Origin of the sequence: Flavobacterium sp. 140616W15, from assembly GCF_003668995.1 — a bacterium.
Lineage (GTDB): Bacteria > Bacteroidota > Bacteroidia > Flavobacteriales > Flavobacteriaceae > Flavobacterium.
Genome location: NZ_CP033068.1, coordinates 3352831 through 3372717, shown reverse-complemented (window position 1 = coordinate 3372717; position 19887 = coordinate 3352831). Strand labels below are relative to the sequence as shown.

General features: G+C 32.2%; 24 protein-coding genes and 1 pseudogene. 12 read left to right on the top strand and 13 right to left on the bottom strand.

Going from position 1 to position 19887, the window contains the following annotated elements; all coding sequences use genetic code 11:
* The 8 genes from EAG11_RS14775 to EAG11_RS14740 form a co-directional block, all read right to left on the bottom strand.
* Positions 1 to 399 (bottom strand): DUF1090 family protein, encoded by a 399-nt coding sequence (locus EAG11_RS14775; RefSeq protein WP_129539829.1) that lies wholly within the window; start codon positions 397 to 399, stop codon positions 1 to 3.
* 65 nt (positions 400 to 464) lie between these two features.
* Complete coding sequence (locus EAG11_RS14770; protein ID WP_129539828.1) at positions 465 to 926, bottom strand: SRPBCC family protein; 462 nt, start codon at positions 924 to 926, stop codon at positions 465 to 467.
* A gap of 29 nt (positions 927 to 955) precedes the next feature.
* Entirely contained in the window at positions 956 to 1864 is a 909-nt protein-coding gene (locus EAG11_RS14765) for a TIGR01777 family oxidoreductase (RefSeq protein ID WP_129539827.1), read from the bottom strand.
* A 55-nt stretch (positions 1865 to 1919) separates the two neighbouring features.
* A complete protein-coding gene (locus EAG11_RS14760; protein ID WP_129539826.1) occupies positions 1920 to 2306 on the bottom strand; it encodes a hypothetical protein in 387 nt (128 codons plus the stop codon).
* A 13-nt stretch (positions 2307 to 2319) separates the two neighbouring features.
* On the bottom strand, positions 2320 to 2676 hold the full coding sequence (locus tag EAG11_RS14755) for a hypothetical protein (protein WP_129539825.1): 357 nt from the start codon (positions 2674 to 2676) through the stop codon (positions 2320 to 2322).
* 4 nt (positions 2677 to 2680) lie between these two features.
* A complete protein-coding gene (locus EAG11_RS14750; RefSeq protein WP_129539824.1) occupies positions 2681 to 3385 on the bottom strand; it encodes a YqjF family protein in 705 nt (234 codons plus the stop codon).
* A complete protein-coding gene (locus tag EAG11_RS14745; RefSeq protein WP_129539823.1) occupies positions 3382 to 3717 on the bottom strand; it encodes a hypothetical protein in 336 nt (111 codons plus the stop codon). Before EAG11_RS14745 ends, EAG11_RS14750 begins: the two co-directional genes overlap by 4 nt.
* A gap of 69 nt (positions 3718 to 3786) precedes the next feature.
* Positions 3787 to 4290: a GbsR/MarR family transcriptional regulator gene (locus EAG11_RS14740; protein WP_129539822.1), complete on the bottom strand. Its 504-nt coding sequence runs from the start codon at positions 4288 to 4290 to the stop codon at positions 3787 to 3789.
* A 376-nt stretch (positions 4291 to 4666) separates the two neighbouring features.
* Here EAG11_RS14740 and EAG11_RS14735 point away from each other — a divergent pair, with 376 nt between their 5' ends.
* From EAG11_RS14735 to EAG11_RS14705, 7 genes are all read left to right on the top strand, one after another.
* Entirely contained in the window at positions 4667 to 4978 is a 312-nt protein-coding gene (locus EAG11_RS14735) for a hypothetical protein (protein WP_129539821.1), read from the top strand.
* Between the two features lie 90 nt (positions 4979 to 5068).
* Positions 5069 to 5278, top strand: coding sequence for a DUF1843 domain-containing protein (locus EAG11_RS14730; RefSeq protein ID WP_129539820.1), 210 nt, complete (start codon positions 5069 to 5071; stop codon positions 5276 to 5278).
* Positions 5279 to 5318: 40 nt separating this feature from the next.
* A complete protein-coding gene (locus EAG11_RS14725) occupies positions 5319 to 5492 on the top strand; it encodes a DUF1843 domain-containing protein (protein WP_082001761.1) in 174 nt (57 codons plus the stop codon).
* Between the two features lie 80 nt (positions 5493 to 5572).
* Entirely contained in the window at positions 5573 to 6997 is a 1425-nt protein-coding gene (locus tag EAG11_RS14720; RefSeq protein ID WP_129539819.1) for a radical SAM/SPASM domain-containing protein, read from the top strand.
* Positions 6998 to 7351: 354 nt separating this feature from the next.
* The gene (locus EAG11_RS14715) at positions 7352 to 7765 is read left to right on the top strand and encodes a DUF1842 domain-containing protein (RefSeq protein WP_129539818.1); all 414 of its coding nucleotides are present in this window, start codon (positions 7352 to 7354) and stop codon (positions 7763 to 7765) included.
* A gap of 246 nt (positions 7766 to 8011) precedes the next feature.
* Complete coding sequence (locus EAG11_RS14710) at positions 8012 to 8281, top strand: hypothetical protein (RefSeq protein WP_129539817.1); 270 nt, start codon at positions 8012 to 8014, stop codon at positions 8279 to 8281.
* A 60-nt stretch (positions 8282 to 8341) separates the two neighbouring features.
* Positions 8342 to 9793, top strand: a complete 1452-nt coding sequence (locus EAG11_RS14705; protein WP_129539816.1) for a hypothetical protein — start codon at positions 8342 to 8344, stop codon at positions 9791 to 9793.
* A 229-nt stretch (positions 9794 to 10022) separates the two neighbouring features.
* Here EAG11_RS14705 and EAG11_RS14700 read toward each other — a convergent pair whose 3' ends face one another.
* The gene (locus tag EAG11_RS14700; RefSeq protein ID WP_129539815.1) at positions 10023 to 12050 is read right to left on the bottom strand and encodes a M3 family metallopeptidase; all 2028 of its coding nucleotides are present in this window, start codon (positions 12048 to 12050) and stop codon (positions 10023 to 10025) included.
* A 221-nt stretch (positions 12051 to 12271) separates the two neighbouring features.
* On the opposite strand from EAG11_RS14700, the gene EAG11_RS14695 reads away from it, so the two are divergent.
* Positions 12272 to 12943 (top strand): hypothetical protein, encoded by a 672-nt coding sequence (locus EAG11_RS14695; protein ID WP_242499169.1) that lies wholly within the window; start codon positions 12272 to 12274, stop codon positions 12941 to 12943.
* A 70-nt stretch (positions 12944 to 13013) separates the two neighbouring features.
* On the opposite strand, the pseudogene purE reads toward EAG11_RS14695, so the two are convergent.
* The 3 genes and pseudogenes from purE to EAG11_RS14680 all read right to left on the bottom strand — a co-directional run.
* Positions 13014 to 13493: pseudogene (gene purE, locus EAG11_RS14690) on the bottom strand (5-(carboxyamino)imidazole ribonucleotide mutase); the annotation flags it as partial.
* Positions 13494 to 13542: 49 nt separating this feature from the next.
* Complete coding sequence (locus EAG11_RS14685) at positions 13543 to 14697, bottom strand: 5-(carboxyamino)imidazole ribonucleotide synthase (protein ID WP_129539814.1); 1155 nt, start codon at positions 14695 to 14697, stop codon at positions 13543 to 13545.
* A 54-nt stretch (positions 14698 to 14751) separates the two neighbouring features.
* Positions 14752 to 15303 (bottom strand): hypothetical protein, encoded by a 552-nt coding sequence (locus tag EAG11_RS14680; protein WP_129539813.1) that lies wholly within the window; start codon positions 15301 to 15303, stop codon positions 14752 to 14754.
* 98 nt (positions 15304 to 15401) lie between these two features.
* Here EAG11_RS14680 and hpt point away from each other — a divergent pair, with 98 nt between their 5' ends.
* The 4 genes from hpt (at position 15402) to obgE (ending at position 19045) form a co-directional block, all read left to right on the top strand.
* Positions 15402 to 15932 carry a hypoxanthine phosphoribosyltransferase gene (hpt, locus tag EAG11_RS14675; protein WP_129539812.1) on the top strand — a complete coding sequence of 177 codons (531 nt, stop codon included), beginning with the start codon at positions 15402 to 15404 and terminating at the stop codon, positions 15930 to 15932.
* An 88-nt stretch (positions 15933 to 16020) separates the two neighbouring features.
* The gene (locus EAG11_RS14670) at positions 16021 to 16593 is read left to right on the top strand and encodes an adenylate kinase (protein WP_129539811.1); all 573 of its coding nucleotides are present in this window, start codon (positions 16021 to 16023) and stop codon (positions 16591 to 16593) included.
* Between the two features lie 150 nt (positions 16594 to 16743).
* Complete coding sequence (locus EAG11_RS14665; protein ID WP_230605205.1) at positions 16744 to 17967, top strand: hemolysin family protein; 1224 nt, start codon at positions 16744 to 16746, stop codon at positions 17965 to 17967.
* A gap of 76 nt (positions 17968 to 18043) precedes the next feature.
* Positions 18044 to 19045, top strand: coding sequence for a GTPase ObgE (gene obgE / locus EAG11_RS14660; RefSeq protein WP_129539809.1), 1002 nt, complete (start codon positions 18044 to 18046; stop codon positions 19043 to 19045).
* A gap of 76 nt (positions 19046 to 19121) precedes the next feature.
* Here obgE and EAG11_RS14655 read toward each other — a convergent pair whose 3' ends face one another.
* Positions 19122 to 19649, bottom strand: coding sequence for an outer membrane beta-barrel protein (locus tag EAG11_RS14655; protein WP_129539808.1), 528 nt, complete (start codon positions 19647 to 19649; stop codon positions 19122 to 19124).
* Between the last annotated feature and the right edge of the window lie 238 nt (positions 19650 to 19887).

The window sequence follows — 19887 nt, the reverse complement described above, 5'->3', positions numbered from 1 at the left end:
TTATTTCGTTTTTTGATCCGCAAGAGCTTTATTTAATTCAGCTTTAGCTTCGTCTAATTTCTTCTTTTTCTTGTTGATTTTTTCTTTAGATTCTTGATTTTTAACCGCTTTGTTGTACTCATCGGTTCTTTCCTTAACTTCTTTTTGTTTTTCTTTTACTTTTTTGTCAAGGTTATTGGTAACTGTTTTTGTAGTACAGTTCTTTTTAGTTTGAGCTATTGCCTCTTCAACACCTTTAATTTGATTTTGATTTCCAGCTTTCTTAGCGTATTCTAATTTTGTGTTCAATTCACATAATTTTCTTTCGCATCCTTTCAATTCTTTACAATTAGTTTGTGCAAACCCCATAGATGTGATTGCAAAAAAGGCTACTGATAAAATTTTTGTTTTTACTGACATATATTTATTTTTAAAATTGTTTTAGTAATTATTCACACTACATAATAATTATAAAGGTAAGGAATTTACTTTAGTTGCCCTTGTTCAGATACTTCTTTTAGGATTTTGTTTCGTTCTAAAAGGAATTGAATTAAATGTTTCTTTAAAAATAAATCATCAAATAATTGTCCTAAGATCCCAAACGGAGTTTCATATTGTAATTTATCAGTCATGATTGTTTGCCCATTTTCTTCTTCAAAAAAATGTTCGTGTTTAAATGATTTAAATTTTCCTTCAACCATTTCATCTACAAAATAGTCGTAAAAATTCATTGCAGTAATTCGGCTTTTGTGCGTTAAGTAAAACCCGAAGTGTTTTCCTCGCCACGTTACCGTTTCGTCATAATTTATTAATCCAGTTGTTGTGCCAGCAATTGCAACTTCTTTTGTTTTGCTTGCAGATTGCAGATGTACATCAATATTTCTAGAATTATCAAAGACGATTTGTTTTGGTGCTTTTATTTTTGTTGTAAGATGAATTGTCGTCATAATCAGTGAGGATTCTCTTTGTCAAAGTTTTAATTCAATAGGTTTCGAAAAGCAACTTCTATATTATCGAACTTAAATTTAAATCCACTTTCTAAAAGTCTTTTCGGAATTACATTTCGACTTTTTAAAACTAATTCAGGTTCTGTTCGAATAAAGAAAGCTCCTATTTTAAGTAGAAATGTATTGAGTGGGATTCCGAAAGGAAAACCAACAGCTCTTTGAAGTTTCTTCATAAAGTCAGCATTACGAATTGGTTTTGGAGAAACAACGTTAACAACCCCGATCATTTCTTTTTGGAGTATAAAATCTACTGCATTTGCAAAATCGTCTTCGTGAATCCAACTAATAAATTGATTTCCTTTTCCTTGTTTCCCTCCGAATCCAATTTTGGCTAAGGTTTTTAGGGGATTAAAAGCACCACCTTCCTTTCCTAAAGCTATTGAGGTTCTTAAAGCAGTTTTTAATGTATTTGGAGTTTCTGTTTTAAAGAATGCTTTCTCCCAAGATAAAGCTACATTTATAGAAAAATCATTTCCAATTTCGCCAGTAGTTTCATCCATTTCTTTATCTAATGAAAATCGATAAATGGTAGCTGTTGATGAATTTAGCCAATGCTTAGGTGGAGTTACACAATTTAAAATAGCTTTGTTTAAAATTCGGGTACTTTCTATTCGAGATAATAGAATTTCTCTTTTGTTTTCTTTGCTATAACGACAATCTACAGATTTTCCTGCCAGATTAATTAGAGCCGTTGCGTTCTCAAGTTCACTTTCCCAACCAGAAAAAGTTTTTGCATTCCAGTTAACGTATTTAATTCTATCAATGGTTTGTGATCTTCCTCGGGTTAGAATTACAATTTCTTCAAATTTATTTTTGAAATGATTGACTAAAACTTGTCCTAAAAAACCTGTTCCAGCTGCGATAATAAGCTTACTCATTTTGCATAGTATTAAACCTAACAAGCTTTTAAAACCTGCTAGGTTTGGTTATCAATTAAACTTTTAAAACTAATCTGTCTTCTTGTTGTGCTTCTCTGGCTTTTCTTTTTCCTCTAAAAAAGAAATATAAATTAAGAAATAACATCAATCCGAGGTAAATAGAAAAACTTCCTATTTTATAGCTTAAAGCTTCAATTAAGATTTGATAGTTACTAATGTCTTCGCTTATTCTTAATATCATTAATGCAAAGCCAAGATTAAGTAGATAAAATCCTGTTTCAAAAAGTTTATTTGTTGCATCGGCAATTTCTTCTCTTCCTCTAAAGATGTCAAGCATGTATATTTTTCCGTTTACGAATAAAGTTTTAGAAACATAATAGGTAAGGAAAAGTGCTATTGGTAAATAGATTGCATAACCGACTAAAATTTTTGTAGTTTCCATGATGTTTGATTTACTAGTTATTAATTAATTTCTGAACGTATTTAGTTATTATAAGGATGTTTATATAATGTAATCCTGAGATGACAAATATGATAAGTGCGGTTTTGGTTGCTATAACTTCTATGAGTTGATTGGTCGCTATTATTGTTTCCCACGAAATTAAAGTCATGGCACAATAACCAATATTTAATAGATAATACCCCAGAAGCAATATCTGGTTTATTCGAAGGCATAAATCTTCATGATCGGGTATAAGTTCGGAAACGAATATATTACCATTTTTATAACAGGCTTTTCCAACCCGAACAATAATGAAAATGGTAATTATTAAGTAAATGAAGTACCCAATAATATTAAGATTTGTATTCATGACTTTATTTTTTCTTGTTCTCGACAGTAATCTTAGAGCCAATCGCTAAAAAAGTCGAAAGTGGTTTTGATTGATTCAGGAAAGCAAAATCTTTCCCGTAATTATCTTCAAAATCAACATCTATTTTATAATCGATTATTGCTAGTTGTTCCCATCTTGGATGAGTTACTTCATACTCAAAAGTGGTATTTTTATCGTATTTTGTATATCCAAAATAATGCTCAGTAATAAATTCGGCTTCAGAGTTTAATTCTATTTCCTTTTTTTGTTTTTCAGTTTGAACCTCAATTGAATTCCATTTGTTATGATTTTTCCATTGATAAACAAACGTTTTAGAATCTTCATTTTCTGTAACAGAATGTTTCATTTTGTTGGTTTGGTAATGTTCCTTGTATAGAGTGTTTGCAATAAAAGTAATGGCAATTTTCGGGACTATCTCTTTTATAAATACGACTCCACGTTTCCATTGTCCATTTTCAAATCGTTTTACATAAAAGCGAAGGTTTACTTCTTCAAAGTTGACATGAAAAGGAACTTTAATGCCTAATACTTTTGTATTTTTGAACATAAAACCAACTAGACTTACGTAACATTTGTTATTCCATAAATCAATCTCAGTTCCAGGAGGAACATATTTTTCGAGTATTTTAGCATCGACCTCATAATTAAATAATGCTAAATTTTTCCATTCTGCGGTTAAGAAGCTCATAGGTTTGCTTTTCTATAGATTATTACTGAAAGATAAATGGCAAGAAGTATTGGGATTAATATAAGACCGTGTTTTAGTATCGGTATATATTCGATTTTTGGGAATGCAAACCATGTTGCAAAATATATAATTACAGTTGTAATATAGATTTGGAGATTTCTGTCATATGGTTCATCTATTATCATTTTTATAGCTATAATAACTTGAAATATGCCTGTTATGATTGTTGCAAGGATACCTAAAATAGGGAATACTTCATGGATAATCCCTGCGATACCCAGTATAACTGGTAAACCGACAAAAAAGTAATTTAGATAGTTTATTGCTTTCATAGTTATTTATTGTTTTAAACTTTCAGAAAAAAATGAAAGTTTTGATTAAATTTTTTTAGTTTTGAGGTTTTACTTCATAATCTTTAGAACCAAACGTCCCAACCAGTTTTCATTAAATTCTGTCATTTTATCTAGCATATTGTCTGTCTTTAATACAAAATCATACAACTTGGTGGTTTGCTCAACAAAGTGTTTTTCTTCTGCTGAATCTTTCGAGTCAATAGATGAAACTTCTTTTAATATTTTAAGAGCAGGTTTAATTTCGCGTTTACTTCTTTCTCTTGCGATTTTTACAGCAAGTTCGTCTAAATCTTTTTCGGCAGTAAAGAATTCTCTTCTTTCTCCCGATTTGTATTCTTTGTAAACAATTCCCCAATCCATCAAAGCACGTAAATTCATGCTGGCATTACCACGAGAAATTTGCAATTCTTCCATTACATCTTCCATAGAAACAGGTTCGTTAGATACCATTAATAAAGCATGGATTTGTGCCATGGTTTTATTAATACCCCATTGAGAACCTAACGCCCCCCATGTTTGAACGAATTTATTTTTTGCTTCTTTGAATTCCATATAGCAAATGTAAATAAAAGTTTTTAAACTTTCAAAAATAAATGAAAGTTTGTTTTCGTGAAGTATAATTTATTTTTCAATGAATTTAAAATTAGTTATTTATAGGTTTTTGTGTTCTGTGTCATTTTTTGTTTGTTTCATGACCAAAATTTCCCGTTTGATACCATTTTGTTAAAAATGCCTATTTATTTATTATAGCTTTGAAATAGAAGTTAGCCCCAAATCTATCATTTATAATAGTTTTTTTGATATTTAAATGATTCAGCTAACTCATTAAATGAGTGGAGCAGAACCCACTAAAACAAACGGACTGTTTCGCACAGTACAAAGCGGAGGCGGATCTGAAAAGCCTTATGAGTAGGACAAAACTATTATTATGCAAGCAATACCTGTAAAAGTAAAAAATGTGAATGTGTATCCTTATGTTGAATGGAATGGTGGAGGCGTTGGGCCTGTTATTCTTCCTGTTATTGAAGGAGCTAGTGGAACCTATGGATTTGGTACACTTGGGAGATCTTTATTCTATAATCTTAATTTAGAAAGCCACAAACCAAAACTTAACATTCATCATAAATATGTAGCTACGGGAGAGAACGAAGATGGTACTCGTTTTACTACTGAGTGGATGTTTTGTACAAATGTTAGTGATGATTCACAATTTGGAAGAACTATAACATTGGGTAACTAGGCTACTACAATGATTTTTTTACATGACTAATAACTTATAAAAGTTATTAGTCATGAAGTAAAACAATAATTAGTATTAAAAACTATAACGATGGGAATAATTATGCCATACGGCGTCGCTATTAGAGAAGCTTTAGTATCAAATGATTTGGCTAAGATGGAGGCTGTCGCTAAACAAGCGAAGCAAACCATAAAAGATCAAGGAGATCTAACTGTAGCTCTGCTAGACTTGCTAGACGCAATAGATTCTTTAAAAAGAAAAAATAAACTGACTTGTACAGAGAAACAAGGGGGTAACTGAAAAACCTAAAGAGTAAGAATAACTATAAACATAAGATATTATGGCAACAGTACTTTACGGAGTAGGAATCAGAGAAGCGATAGCTTCAAATGATTTAGAAAAAATGGTTGCAGTAGCTGAGCAAGCTAAGAAAACCATAAGAGATCAAAAAGATTTGCATGTAGCATTGGTAGAATTGCTTGATGCAATTGATGCTTTGAAAAAGAAAAAGTAATCGAAAAAAGACGGTTTATTAAGTTTTACTTTTTAAGCCGTTTTTTTAATCAATTATCAAACCATAAATAGAAAATTAAGATGGACAAGACTTCGGCACGATACAGAGTAAGAGATGATTATGAAACAGCTACTCCAGTTCATGTAGTGTGGGAAATTACTTTAGCATGTAATTTGAAATGCTCACATTGCGGATCTAGAGCTGGAAAAGTAAGACCTGGAGAATTAACTACGGAACAATGTTTTGGTGTTATTGATAGTCTTAAACGTCTTGGTACAAGAGAGATTTCTATTATTGGTGGAGAAGCTTTTTTGAGAAAAGACTGGCTTGAAATTATCGAAAGAATACATCAAAGTGGGATTGAATGTTCTATGCAGTCTGGTGCATATAATTTAAACGAAGAACGAATCATTGATGCAAAAAAAGCAGGAATAAATAATATAGGTGTTTCCATCGATGGGATGCCTGATACACATAATAAAATAAGAGGAAGAAGAGATTCTTTTGAACATGCTGTTAATTGCTTACAACTGCTAAAAAAACACAATATAACTTCTAGTGTAAATACAGTAATTACTAAAAGAAGCAAAAATGAGCTGAATGAACTCTTAGATGTTCTAATAGAAAATGATGTAAAGAACTGGCAAATACAACTTGCTGTTGCTATGGGTAATGCTGTGGATAATTCAGATGAGTTAATAGTTCAGCCTTATGAATTAATTGATTTTTACGATGACCTTATTGTAATATACAGAAAAGCCTTAGCACATAATATTTTAATACAGGCAGGAAATAACATTGGTTATTTTGGACCGTATGAACATATTTGGAGGCAGGGTAATGAAAAATATTATACAGGATGCTCTGCAGGACATACAGGAATAGGAATTGAGGCTGATGGTAAAATTAAAGGTTGCCCTTCATTACCAACAAGCGCTTATACAGGAGGTAATGTAAAAGATATGGAGTTGGAAGACATATGGAAGTATAGTCAAGAAATGGTTTTTTCAAGATATAGAAATAAAGAAGAATTGTGGGGTGGTTGTAAAGGCTGTTATTATGAATCTTCTTGTTTGGCTGGCTGTACATGGACAAGTCATGTGTTGTTTGGGAAGAGAGGTAATAATCCTTTTTGTCATCATCGCGCTTTAGAATTACAAAAGAAAGGCCTTAAGGAGCGAATAAGAAAAATACAAGAAGCACCAGGCGTATCTTTTGATATGGGACTTTTTGAAATTATAGTTGAAGATGAAAATGGAGTAATAGTAGAGATACAATCACCAAATAGTGAAACTCCCATTCTAGTTCCTGATAATACAATTCGGGTTCCAAGAATCCCCAAAGCACTTAAGTTGTGCAGCGGATGTGATAATTATGTTTATGAAGAAGAAACTATTTGCAGTTTTTGTAATGCTGATGTTCAAAAAGTAAATGATGAATATGCAGTTAAAATGGAAAAAGCAAAGCAAACGTTGGAAAAGTTAGAAATGTTAATGATGAAATAATATCGAACAGTTTTTAGATTTAAGTTTTCATTCTTCCTATAGATTTTAAATACTGCAAAAAACTAATGTTGCTGCATTTTAGATGTTAGTTTTTCATAAAATGTTCACTTTTAATCGGTTGCCCGGAATGGTTTTATTCCGATTATTGTTTGCTCTATGGATAAAAAAACCTGTCTTATGACATTTTTTTATTTATGACTTTGGATGTATTGTAATTTTAATAAAGAAAATAGAAAGAGATTGCTTAGAAAGGTTGTTTCTAATAAATCAAAAATTTTGGAGCAGAACCCAATAAAAAAAACGAGGCGGTACTGAAAAGCCTTACGAGTAAGGAAAAATTTAAATTAGAAAATTATGTCAAATTTATTAGTAGGTGCTTATTTAGCACAAGGCACAATCGGAAATGTTGGAATACCAGGTGCTCCAATCGCAAGATTTAGTTTAGTAGTAGTACCATCTCAGCATTCTGTGACAGGTACTGTAGTAATTACTCAGGCTATACAAGGTCCTGATAGCCATATCGTTGTTCCGGTAACAGGAAAAATATATGCAACAGGGCTTGGAAAGTATACAAAAGTAGTTAGTCTTAATGGACAATATGTGCATCATGTAACTCCTCCAGCTATAGGTGCATTTTTAGCCAATTTTGATGCTGCATTTGCTATTGATAATAGTTGGAATGGAATTGGAGGATTTTCATACTATAATCATACAATTGAAGACGTACCAGTAAAAGCTTTAGCAGTTCTAAAAGAAGAATTGGCATAAATGCAAAAGCCTAAATTGAATAGGAAGTTAATTTATTCGAAAAGGTCGTCTGTTCAGATGGCCTTTTTTTGAAGCTTAGTTTTTGATGAAGTATTAATTTGATTGTTTTTTTATTGAAAATCAGGTATTTATACGTTGTTTTGATTTGTTAGATTATTGTTTCTTTAGTCTTGAAAAACCAAATAGTTTTAATAAAATGAAATCAGCCCCAATGATTTTTAATACTTAACCTATAAAAAATTAAATATGTCGCACGATCCCCCAAATTTAGTTTCTGATACATGGAATTATCGAAGCCTGGACTATCATTCAGACTTATCTCTTAGTGAAAAACTTTTAAAAGAGGAAAGAGTTGCTGAGGTTATTAAAGTACCAAGAATTAATCAAGTCCCGATAAGAGGTTCTTTCTCGATTTCGGACTTTGCAACGATTGTAGGTAGAAACAGTTTACTTAACAGGAGTAGTGTAATGGAAATGTTTTGTTTAGAACCAGAGGAGAACCATGAATTATCTTAGATAAGGAAATAGTATAATACTTCATTCTAAATTCTAAAAAATAAATAAAACCAAGAAATTATGAAAAAAATATATATTATTAGCCTACTAGTTATTGTAATAATTGGAGGTATAGGATTCTACTTTTTTAATAAAAAAGGGCTGTCAACTGGGTATGCTGATGCTAAATCAGCTCCATGTGATTGCGAAACTAGTTGGTTTCCTCATGAACAGACTCCAGCTCCAAAAGAAGGTGATGGAAGTCCATTTGATAGCCAGACGACAACAAATTGTGATTTTCATCAATGGTCGTGGCAAAAATTTTTGTGGCTTACAAAGCCTTTACAAAGTGGGAATCCTTTGTTTTTGGATTCTCTTAGAGTGGTTGATCCTCAGATGGAGCGAGTTAATCCACAGTTTGGTTTAAAACTGGTTCTAAGTTCTTACAATCAAGCTGGTTTTGATGAAGGTATTTTAGTATCTAATCCTAAAGTTAATTCAGAGAAAAGAGCTGGTGGTGATACAGTATTTTATTCTATCCACATTAATGATATATTTATGAAGAAGGCTGTTTTAGCAGCATCTATGATTAATAGTGGAAAATTGCCTTATTCTAATTTGGAGGCATTTCCTGTTGGTTCCCTTGAGTTAAAAGTTTCGTGGATTAATGTAAATTCAATTGCGAAAGAGAAGCGTGCAGATTATTTCACAACTAAAGCAGCTGTTCAAAATAAGAAGAATAAATATGAGATAAAAACTATGGCACTATTGGGAATGCATGTTGTAGGAGTTGTAAAAAATCATCCTGAATTTATTTGGGCTACCTTTGAGCATAAAGAGATGGCCCCTGTTTATGATTGGAAAAATAATTCTGTAACTTCTGAAAAGGAGATGTTGTTTTATGAAAAAGGAACAACTTCAGGGGTGCAAGGCATAACGTTAAAAGGGCATAATCCATTAGTGCCAAATAAGGCATTTGTTCTCTATGAATATGGTGTTCCTAGAGTTTTAGATTCGAGCTCGTTTATGGTTACAAGCCAAACAGAACCAGTGAATTTTAATAACATTGATAATCTCAATAAATGTGTACAAGCAAATTTGAAAGATGTCTTTAAGAATTATTTTTATAACGGTGCTATTTGGTTAAATACTAGTGGTATGTCTCCTGAAAAGCAGGCTGATACAATTGTAAAAAGTGCAATAGCTAGCGTGTTACCAGGTTCATTAGCACGAGGTTCTTCGAATTTAGCTAATGTAACAATGGAAACATATACACAAACATTTCAAGATGATGTTCATACTATTAATGCTACTAATTTGGTAAATTGTTTTACATGTCATCAATCCCAAAATTCTGATACGATACGAGGTATAGGGAAATCCCCTTTGTATCTAAGTCATGTATTCGAGTCGTATTTGTTTATGACAAAACCTAATCTAAAAAATCAAAATAATGCAAAAATAAACCGCATTGAAGAAATACGATTATTAAAGATTGCTCAACTTAAAAAGATTGTTAAAGCTCAGGAATAAGAAGATTATTAATGCAAATCATGTCAAATTTAATGATAACTAAGGGCTAGTAAGAAGTAGCGTATCAAAACGGGAGGGCATTGGTCCCTTAAACAGCAAAATGAGAATAACTAAAAAGCAGCTAAAATTTAGTGTTTTAGCTGCTTTTATCTGTTATTAAGATACTATAAATCTTAGAAAATTAAATTTGAATAAAAAAGGGGGGAATAAATTTAAAGCCTTTTAATTTTTAAATCAATCCTGCTCTTTTTAATAAAGCTTCAGGTTTTGGTTCTTGACCTCTAAAACGTTTGTATAAAATCATTGGATGTTCCGTTCCTCCTTTTGAAAGGACATTGTCTTTAAACTTAGTTGCAACCTCCTTATTGAAAATCCCTTTTTCCTGAAAGTATTCAAATGCATCGGCATCTAGAACTTCTGCCCATTTGTAGCTGTAATATCCAGAAGAATATCCTCCTTGAAAAATATGTGAAAAAGCAGTACTCATTGCATTTTCTTTCACATCAGGATATAATTGAGTGTCTTTAAATTGCTCCGTTTCAAATGTTTTTAAATCAGTGATTGCAGTTGGATCTTGCCCGTGCCAAGCCATGTCTAATAGTCCAAAACTTAACTGACGTAACGTTGCTAAACCTTCTTGAAAACTTGCACTCTCTTTGATTTTATTTACATATTCCATCGGAATAATTTCTCCAGTTTCATAGTGGTTCGCAAATAAAGCTAAAGCCTCAGGCTCGTAGCACCAGTTTTCCATAATCTGACTTGGTAATTCTACAAAATCCCAATAAACTGATGTTCCAGATAAACTTGGGTAAGTTGTATCAGCTAACATTCCGTGTAATCCGTGACCAAATTCGTGAAACAAAGTTGTTACTTCATTAAAAGTCAATAATGAAGGTTTTGTTTCAGTTGGTTTTGTAAAATTACAAACGTTCGAAATATGCGGTCTTTCGTTTACGCCATCTTTTTTATATTGATGTTTAAACGATGTCATCCAGGCACCATTTCTCTTTCCTTTTCTTGGAAAAAAGTCGGCGTAGAAGATTGAAACTAATTCGTTTTTATCATTTGTAACTTCATAAGTCATTACCTCTTCATGGTATTTGTCAATATCAAATACTTCTGTAAAAGTAAGTCCGTATAGTTTTCCTGCAATTGTGAAAGCACCGTTAAGTACTTTCTCTAATTGAAAATATGGTTTTAGTTTTTCGTCATCCAGATTAAAAAGCTGTTGTTTTAATTTCTCCGAATAGTAAGCACCATCCCATTTTTCTAATTGCTCAATTCCGTCCAACTCTTTTGCAAAAGCAGTAAGTTGAGCAAATTCTTTTTTGGCAGCAGGTTTTGCTTTAGCCAATAAATCATTAGAAAAAGAGAATACTTTTTCAGGGTTTTCAGCCATACGTTCTTCGAGAACAAAATGAGCGTGTGTTTTATATCCGAGCAAATTGGCTCTTTCAAAACGTAATTTTACGATTTTAAGCACAATTTCCTGATTGTCAAATTCATTATTTTGAAATGCTTTTGCTCCAAAAGCGATTGCTAGTTTTTTACGCAATTCACGATTATCAGCATAGGTCATAAACGGAACATAGCTTGGATGATCTAGAGTAAAAATCCACCCTTCTTTTTCTTGGCTTTTGGCCAATGAACGAGCTGCTTCGATAGTTCCTTCAGGTAATCCTGCAAGATCACTTTCATTTGTTAGATGCAATTCGAAAGCATTTGTTTCAGCTAAAACATTCTCGCCAAACTGCAAACTCAATTTAGATAATTCTTTGTCGATTTCTCTTAATTGATCTTTTTTATCTTCGGGTAAATTAGCTCCGTTTCTAGAAAAGCTCTTGTATTTTTTGTCAAGAAGTGTCGTTTGTTCAGGATTAAGATTTAGACTTTCTTTTTGGTCATAAACGGCTTTTATCTTGGCAAATAATGCAGCGTTTAGTGTAATGTCATTTCCAAATTCAGATAATAATGGAGAAACTTCCTGAGCGATTTTTTGCATTTCGTCGCTCGTTTCCGCTGAGTTTAAGTTGAAAAAAATACTCGAAAGACGATCTAAAATGTCACCTGAAAAATCCATTGCTACAACTGTATTTTCAAAAGTTGGCGCTTCGGGATTGTTAACAATTGCATCAATTTCGGCTTTCGCCAAAGCAATTCCTTCCTGAAATGCAGGAACGTAGTCTTCGATTTTAATTTGCGAAAAAGGTGCTGTATTATGCTTGTTTGTAAATTTTGAAAGTAAAACGCTCATTATGATGTAATTATTTTATGAATTGAACTCAATGTTTTTGAATTCCAAAGATAACAATTTATAAAAATCTAATCGTCTAAACCAGATCGATTCTCGGCATAAAATCCTCTTAAATTGTGTTATAGATATGTTATTTATTTCTGTACACATTTTTAAAAGCGTAAATTGAAAAAATGTGATTAGAATTATAAAATGCTAATCAGAAATTATAAAATAGAAAAATGATGAATTATCAAATTGTAATAAAGAGAATAGATACTGTAAACGAAGTTGAAGGATATTGGTCAGATGAAGATCTTATTCAGTTATTAGAACGATTCAACTATCCAGATGGTGCATCGGCAGAAAAAAGTAGTTTGCTCGAGTTATTAGAAATGGCTATTTCCGATTACGAGCCTAATGAAGCAGCCGAGATAGTCTTAAAATATAAATTTGCTGATAGATTAAGCGATGGACAAATCGAGCAAATAGCGCATAATATGTTAATAGATAAGGTTTGTGAAGAATATCCAGAAATAGATATGCAAGGAACTTTATTCCATATAAATCAATTACTGTTTAAAGCATATAACGGAAAATTTCCAAACGCAAAAGCTTCTATCGTTCATTTTTCAATGACACCAACTGATGGTGAAGTACAAAAATTGACAGCCGAAAACGTACTGAAATTATTGAATAATGGTTTGTCTGACAGAAATCTTATAAAAAGATTGTTTGAAAATCAAATGTCACAAAATATTTCATTTCCCGAAGCTGTGGCTATTGTTTGGGAATTGACAACTGAAGATAATATAAATTACAGTTTGGTCACTTCAGAGAATTGGATAAACAACGAAGACATAAATGAATATGAATTTGAATCTGTTTTAGAGGAAATCGAAGATGAGGCGTAATTAAATAAACTATAAAAGAACAAAGGCTTCCGTAATGTGAAGCCTTTGTCGTTTTTATGTATGCTTTATTTTTTAAACCTTCAGAAGATTTGTAAACTGCTTCTTTTAGACTTTCTTTATATGCTATAATTTTGTCTAGAACTACTTTATCATGGCTTCCTATAATTTGTGCTGCAAGGATTCCTGCATTCTTGGCTCCGTTTAAAGCAACCGTTGCTACAGGAACTCCGCCTGGCATTTGCAGAATCGATAAAACCGAATCCCAACCATCGATAGAATTACTTGATTTTACAGGAACTCCAATTACAGGAAGTGGTGACATAGAAGCAACCATTCCAGGTAAATGTGCTGCTCCACCTGCTCCAGCAATAATTACAGAAATACCACGAGTATGAGCATTTTTGCTGAAATCGAATAGTTTTTCTGGCGTTCTGTGAGCCGATACAATATCAACTTCAACTTCTATATCAAATCCTTTTAATATATCTATGGCATCTTGCATTACTGGCATGTCGGAGATGCTTCCCATGATTACGGCTACTTTGCTCATGTGTGTGTTTATTTTGTTTTTGGTTTAAAGTTTTTAGAGAGACTGAAAACTATATACTAATTACTTTAATAGTGTTCTTAACATCCTCAGCGATTCGTCTTGCTTCATTCATGTCACCATTTACGATTGTAACGTGACCCATTTTTCTGAAAGGGCGGGTTTGTTTTTTACCGTAAATATGTGGTGTTACACCATTCCATCCTAAAATAGTTTCGATATTTTGATAAACTACGTTACCAGAAAATCCTTCAGCTCCAACCAAGTTTACCATAACACCAGCTACTTTACTATCAGTATTCCCTAACGGAAGATCTAGAATGGCGCGTAAGTGGTTTTCGAATTGTGAAGTATAACTTGCTTCGATAGAATAATGTCCAGAATTGTGAGGGCGTGGAGCAACTTCGTTTACTAAGATTTCATCGTCTTGAGTTTGGAACATTTCAACTGCCAAAAGGCCAACATGATTAAATTTCTCCGAAACATTAAGCGCAATTGTTCTTGCTTTTTGAGCTACTTTCTCGTCTATTCGAGCAGGACAAATTACATATTCTACCTGATTTGCTTCCGGATGAAATTCCATTTCTACAACAGGATATGTTTTTATTTCTCCCGATGGATTGCGGCAAACAATAACAGCAAGTTCATTCTTGAACGGAACCATTGTTTCAGCAATACATTCTACATTAGGCAGACTATCTAGATCAGAAGCTTGACGAATAACTTTTACACCATTTCCATCATATCCAAACTCCGTACATTTCCATACAAAAGGCATCTCGATTCCGCTCGATGTGACAGTAGATTTTAAACTTTCTAGATTTTCAAATCTTTGAAAAGGAGCAGTTGGGATATTATTTTTAATGTAAAAATCTTTTTGGATTCCTTTATTCTGGATTCCTCTTAAAGTTTTTGGCGAAGGATATACTTTGATGCCTTCGTTTTCTAATTTTTCAAGAGCTTCAAGGTTTACAAGCTCGATTTCGAAAGTTAAAACATCTACTTGTTTTCCGAAATTGTAAACAGTTTCAAAGTCCATTAGGTCACCTTGAAAGAATTTATTGCAGGCAATTTTGCTTGGAGCTTCATCGCTTGGGTCTAAAACATAGGTTTGTATGTCAAATTTACGTGTGTCAAAAAGAAGCATTTTGCCTAATTGGCCACCGCCTAATATTCCTAATTTAAAATCAGAAGAAAAATAATTCATTGTTGTGTGTTTGTGATGCGCAAAGATACTTTATAATGATTGAATAGGAAAATGCTATTTTATTTTCTTGAGAATTTCTCGGGCAACTGCTTTATAAGCAGCAGTATGATTTCCGTAATCCTTGGTTAATATGATTTGTAATTCGGGATGAATCCAATCGAAATGTTTGCCTAATATATGTAAGGTTCTAATGGAGTAGGCCTTTGCTGCGACTTTGGTATCGGTTATTAACCAATCAAAACTAGTCTCGATGATATCCTGAAGTTGAGTTTCAGAAAGATTAATATTTGTTTCTGATTTTTTATAATGAGCTGTGACTAGAAGTTGACAGATTTTTGCAATAGGTCTAATAGAACTTTCGTCTTTTAAAACTTTAAGGTTCGAGCAAAAAAAATCGAGATGAGGTTGTAGCCATTCTAGCTTTTCATAAGATACAAATTCTAAAATCCAACAGGCTTTATACGTGTTTTTGTTTGAAATGTCGAAGCAAATTGCAATTAACTCTGGAAAACAATCAGGATTTTCCAAAACACTTTGCGCACCTTTAAGTCTATTTTCTCTGTAAGCACTTACGTAATCAAGGTTTTTTTGTAATTCAGAGGCCATTGATTTTTTTTTGATTTAAAAATACAAATTTAGGGTCAATTTTCAATTCTAAAACTCGAATTCTGTATCTTTGCCCATTATTTTAAATGTAAAAAATAATGATACAACTTCACGATAAACAATTTGTTCCGTTTATTTCGGCTAAAGAAATCGATTTTGCAATTACTAAAATGGTAGCCCAGGTACAAGATGATTTTGGAGATGAAATTCCAATTTTTATCGGTGTACTTAATGGTTCTTTTATGGTTGTTGCCGATTTTTTAAAAAAATATAAAAAACACTGCGAGGTTTCATTTATTAAAATGGCATCTTATGAAGGAACAGAAACATCTCACGATGTTAAACAACTGATAGGGTTAAATCAAGATTTAACTGGGAGATCAGTGGTTATTATTGAGGATATTGTTGACACAGGAAATACTGTAGTTGAACTTAAAGAAATGTTTAAAAAACAAAATGTTAAGCATTTAAAAATAGCTACTTTGTTCTTTAAACCTGAGGCTTATAAAAAAGATGTTAAAATTGATTATATCGGAATTCGAATTCCAAACAAATTTATCGTTGGTTACGGTTTAGACTATGATGGTTTGGGGAGAAATTTGTCTGAAGTATATCAATTAGCAGAATAAATTTAGAATCAAAACCAAAGAATTATAAATTAACTATTCACTTTAAACTTCTTTAAAGAATAAGGAAGTACGACACAACACACAAACTATGATTAATATTGTTTTATTTGGAAAACCTGGTGCAGGAAAAGGAACTCAGGCAGAATTTTTAAAAGAAAAATACAAATTAACACATCTTTCAACTGGAGATATCTTTCGTTTTAATTTAAAAAATGATACAGATTTAGGTAAGAAAGCTAGAGTTTTTATGGATAATGGTGAATTAGTACCATGTGAAGTAACTACTGCAATGTTAATTGATGAAGTAAAAAAACACCCAGATACAGCAGGATTTTTATTTGATGGTTATCCTAGAACACTAGATCAGGCAGCAGCATTAGATCAGTTTTTACCAACTATTGGTACAAGCGTTACTGCAACAATTGCTTTAGAAGCTGATGATGAAATTCTAGTAGCTCGTTTATTAGAAAGAGGAAAAACAAGTGGAAGAGCTGATGATCAGGATGAAGAAAAAATTCGCGTAAGATATCAGGAATATAACGAAAAAACGGCTCCATTAATTGGATATTATAAAGAGCAAAATAAATTTTACGCTGTAAATGGCATCGGGTCTATTGAAGAAATAACGGAGCGTTTGACAAGTGTAATTGATAATTTGTAATAAAAAAAATAGTTTAAAGTTTAAGGTTTAAAATTTACCTAAATAGTATTTATTCGGGTTAAATTTTAGGCTTTAAACTTTAAATGTTTAAACATAAAAATGGAAATACTAATAATATTTTTTCTAATAATTTTAAATGGGGTTTTCTCTATGTCGGAAATCGCATTGATTTCGGCAAGGAAGAATAGATTAGAGACAGCAGCAAAAAAGGGAAACAAAAGTGCTAGAATCGCCCTTGATTTGGCAAATTCACCTAATAAGTTTTTGTCGACAGTTCAAATAGGGATTACTTTAATCGGTATTTTGACTGGTATTTACAGTGGTGATAAAATCACGATGGATGTTGAAGGTTTTGTAAGTACGTTTGAAGTTTTACGACCTTATGGACATTCAGTTGCTGTGGGGATAGTAGTTGTGGTTTTGACTTTCTTTTCTCTTGTTTTAGGTGAATTGCTGCCTAAAAGAATTGGATTGAATCATCCTGAAGCTATTGCTAAAGCTGTAGCATTGCCTATGAAGATTATTTCGATCATTACCGCTCCGTTTATTTGGTTATTGACTAATTCGACAGACTTTTTATTAAATGTTTTGCAAATAAAACCGACTGCCGATGGTAAAGTAACCGAAGAAGAAATAAAAGCCATTATTAAAGAAGGAACTGAAGGTGGTGAAGTTCAGGAAATTGAACAAGATATTGTTGAGCGTGTTTTCCATATTGGAGATAGAAAAGTGAATTCGTTAATGACCCACAGAAAGTCAGTAGTTTTCTTGCCTTTAGATTCAGATAAACAGCGTGTAAAAGAATTAATATTAGAAGATTTACACTCCATTTATCCTGTCTATAAAGAGAATTATGATGATATTTCGGGAGTTGTTAATTTGAAGACAATCTTTGCTAATATTGAAAAAGAGGATTTTAGTTTGGCTTCTATAATGACAGATGCGCCTTTTATAATGGAGCAAACTACAGCATATAAAGCATTAGAGAATTTTAAGAAAACGGGTATACATTATGCTTTTGTTTCTGATGAATATGGAATTTTTCAAGGAATTATAACATTAAATGATATTCTGGAAGCTCTTGTAGGAGATGCAGCTGATTTTTATAAAGATGAGTTTCAACTAGTAGAAAGGGAAGATGGAACATGGTTGGTTGATGGGCATTATTCATTACATGATTTCTTAACTTATTTTGAGTTAGACGAATTGATTAATGATTATGAAGTTACAACTGTAAGTGGACTTATTATGACTGAATTATCACGTATTCCTAAAGAAGGAGAAAAGTTGATTTGGCAAAAATTTGAGTTGGAAGTCATCGATATGGATGGCGTTAAGATTGATAAAGTATTAATAAAAGCATTAAAAGATTAAAATAAAATAGTTTCCAGTCTTAGTTTTCAGTAGCAAGTAGCGCTGAAAATGAGATTGCAACTGAATACAGAGAATTATGACAGAGGGAAATTTTGTAGATTACGTTAAAATATTTGTTTCTTCCGGTAAAGGAGGAAAAGGTTCAACGCATTTACATAGAGAGAAATTCATTGAAAAAGGTGGTCCAGATGGTGGAGATGGAGGACGTGGTGGTCATGTTTTTTTGGTAGGGAATAAAGGACTTTGGACTTTGTTTCATTTAAAATTTGCTCGTCACATTAAAGCTGGCCACGGTGGAGATGGTGGAGGAGACAGAAGTACTGGAGCTGATGGTGATGATAAGTTTATTGAAGTGCCATTAGGAACAGTTGTTAAAGATAAAGAAACGGGTGAAGTTTTATTTGAAATTACTGAACACGGAGAAAAACAAATTCTTTCTAAAGGTGGTAAAGGAGGATTAGGGAACTGGCATTTTAGAAGTTCAACTAATCAAACACCGAGATATGCGCAACCAGGTTTGCCAGGAGTAGAGATGGATGTAATCTTAGAGCTTAAAGTTCTTGCTGATGTTGGTTTAGTTGGTTTCCCAAATGCAGGTAAATCTACTTTGTTGTCAGTTTTAACTTCTGCGAAACCTAAAATTGCTGATTATCCGTTTACGACATTAAAGCCTAATTTAGGAATTGTAGCTTACAGAGATTTTCAATCTTTTGTAATTGCAGATATTCCGGGTATTATCGAAGGAGCAGCAGAAGGAAAAGGATTAGGACATTATTTCTTACGTCATATTGAACGTAATTCGACTTTGTTGTTCTTAGTTCCAGTTGATACTCCTGATATTAAAGCGGAGTATGATATTTTGGTAAATGAATTAACAAAGTATAATCCAGAAATGTTAGATAAAGAACGTTTGTTGGTAATATCTAAATGTGATATGCTAGATGACGAGCTTAAAGCTGAGCTTAAAGTAGAGCTTGACGTGGCTTTTAAAGATACTCCTTATATGTTTATTTCTTCTGTAGCCCAACAAGGTTTACAAGAGCTTAAAGATAAATTGTGGAAAATGTTGAATGATTAATGTCTGAATTGACTATTATTTATAAACAAAAAAACCACCAATAGGTGGTTTTTTTGTTTCAATAAAGAATGTATTCTTACAAAGTAAAGTTTTTAGAAATACCAATGTTTAATGTTTTTCCAAAATTGAATCCAATTTTTTCTCTTCTAGGATCGTTTTTACCATCTATGTTATCGTAGTTGAATCCACCGATAGAAAAGTTTAAACCAAACCCTTGTTTCATGTTTATGAATAATGCAGGAGTAATATAAGCATACATTCCTTTTGCATCATTTATAGAATTTTGTTGATAACCTGATCCTATGTCTGCAAAAATTGCAAATGTTTCGCTAAGAGGTCTAGAGTAACGAACAAAACCACCAATCTTTTGGTTGTCTGATTTTGATCCCTCTTTGTGTATGCTACCAACTGTTGCATTTACCCCTGCAGTCCAGTTTTCTGAGAATTGGTAACCGAATGTAGGTGAGAAATCAAATGATTCGTTTTTTACATCTCCAATTTTATCAGAAGAATATTCAACATTTCCTCCTACAAGAATTGTCCCTTTTTGCGCAGTAGCCATAGCAGAAACTACTAATGCTACACATAGTAATAATTTTTTCATGTCAGTATAAATTTAATTTATACAAAAGTATAATAATTTTTATAAGAAATTAAGTATGCTTAAATATTATTTAATAAATTATTTATTACATATTTATTTGTGAAATAAAATGAATTATGTAAGATAGATCCGTTTGTGAATGTGAGGAATTCATAAGTATTAGATGAAATCTTGTTCATATACTTAATATGGGGATTGTACATAGGTATTTAATTGTGAAAATGCACTATATTCGCAC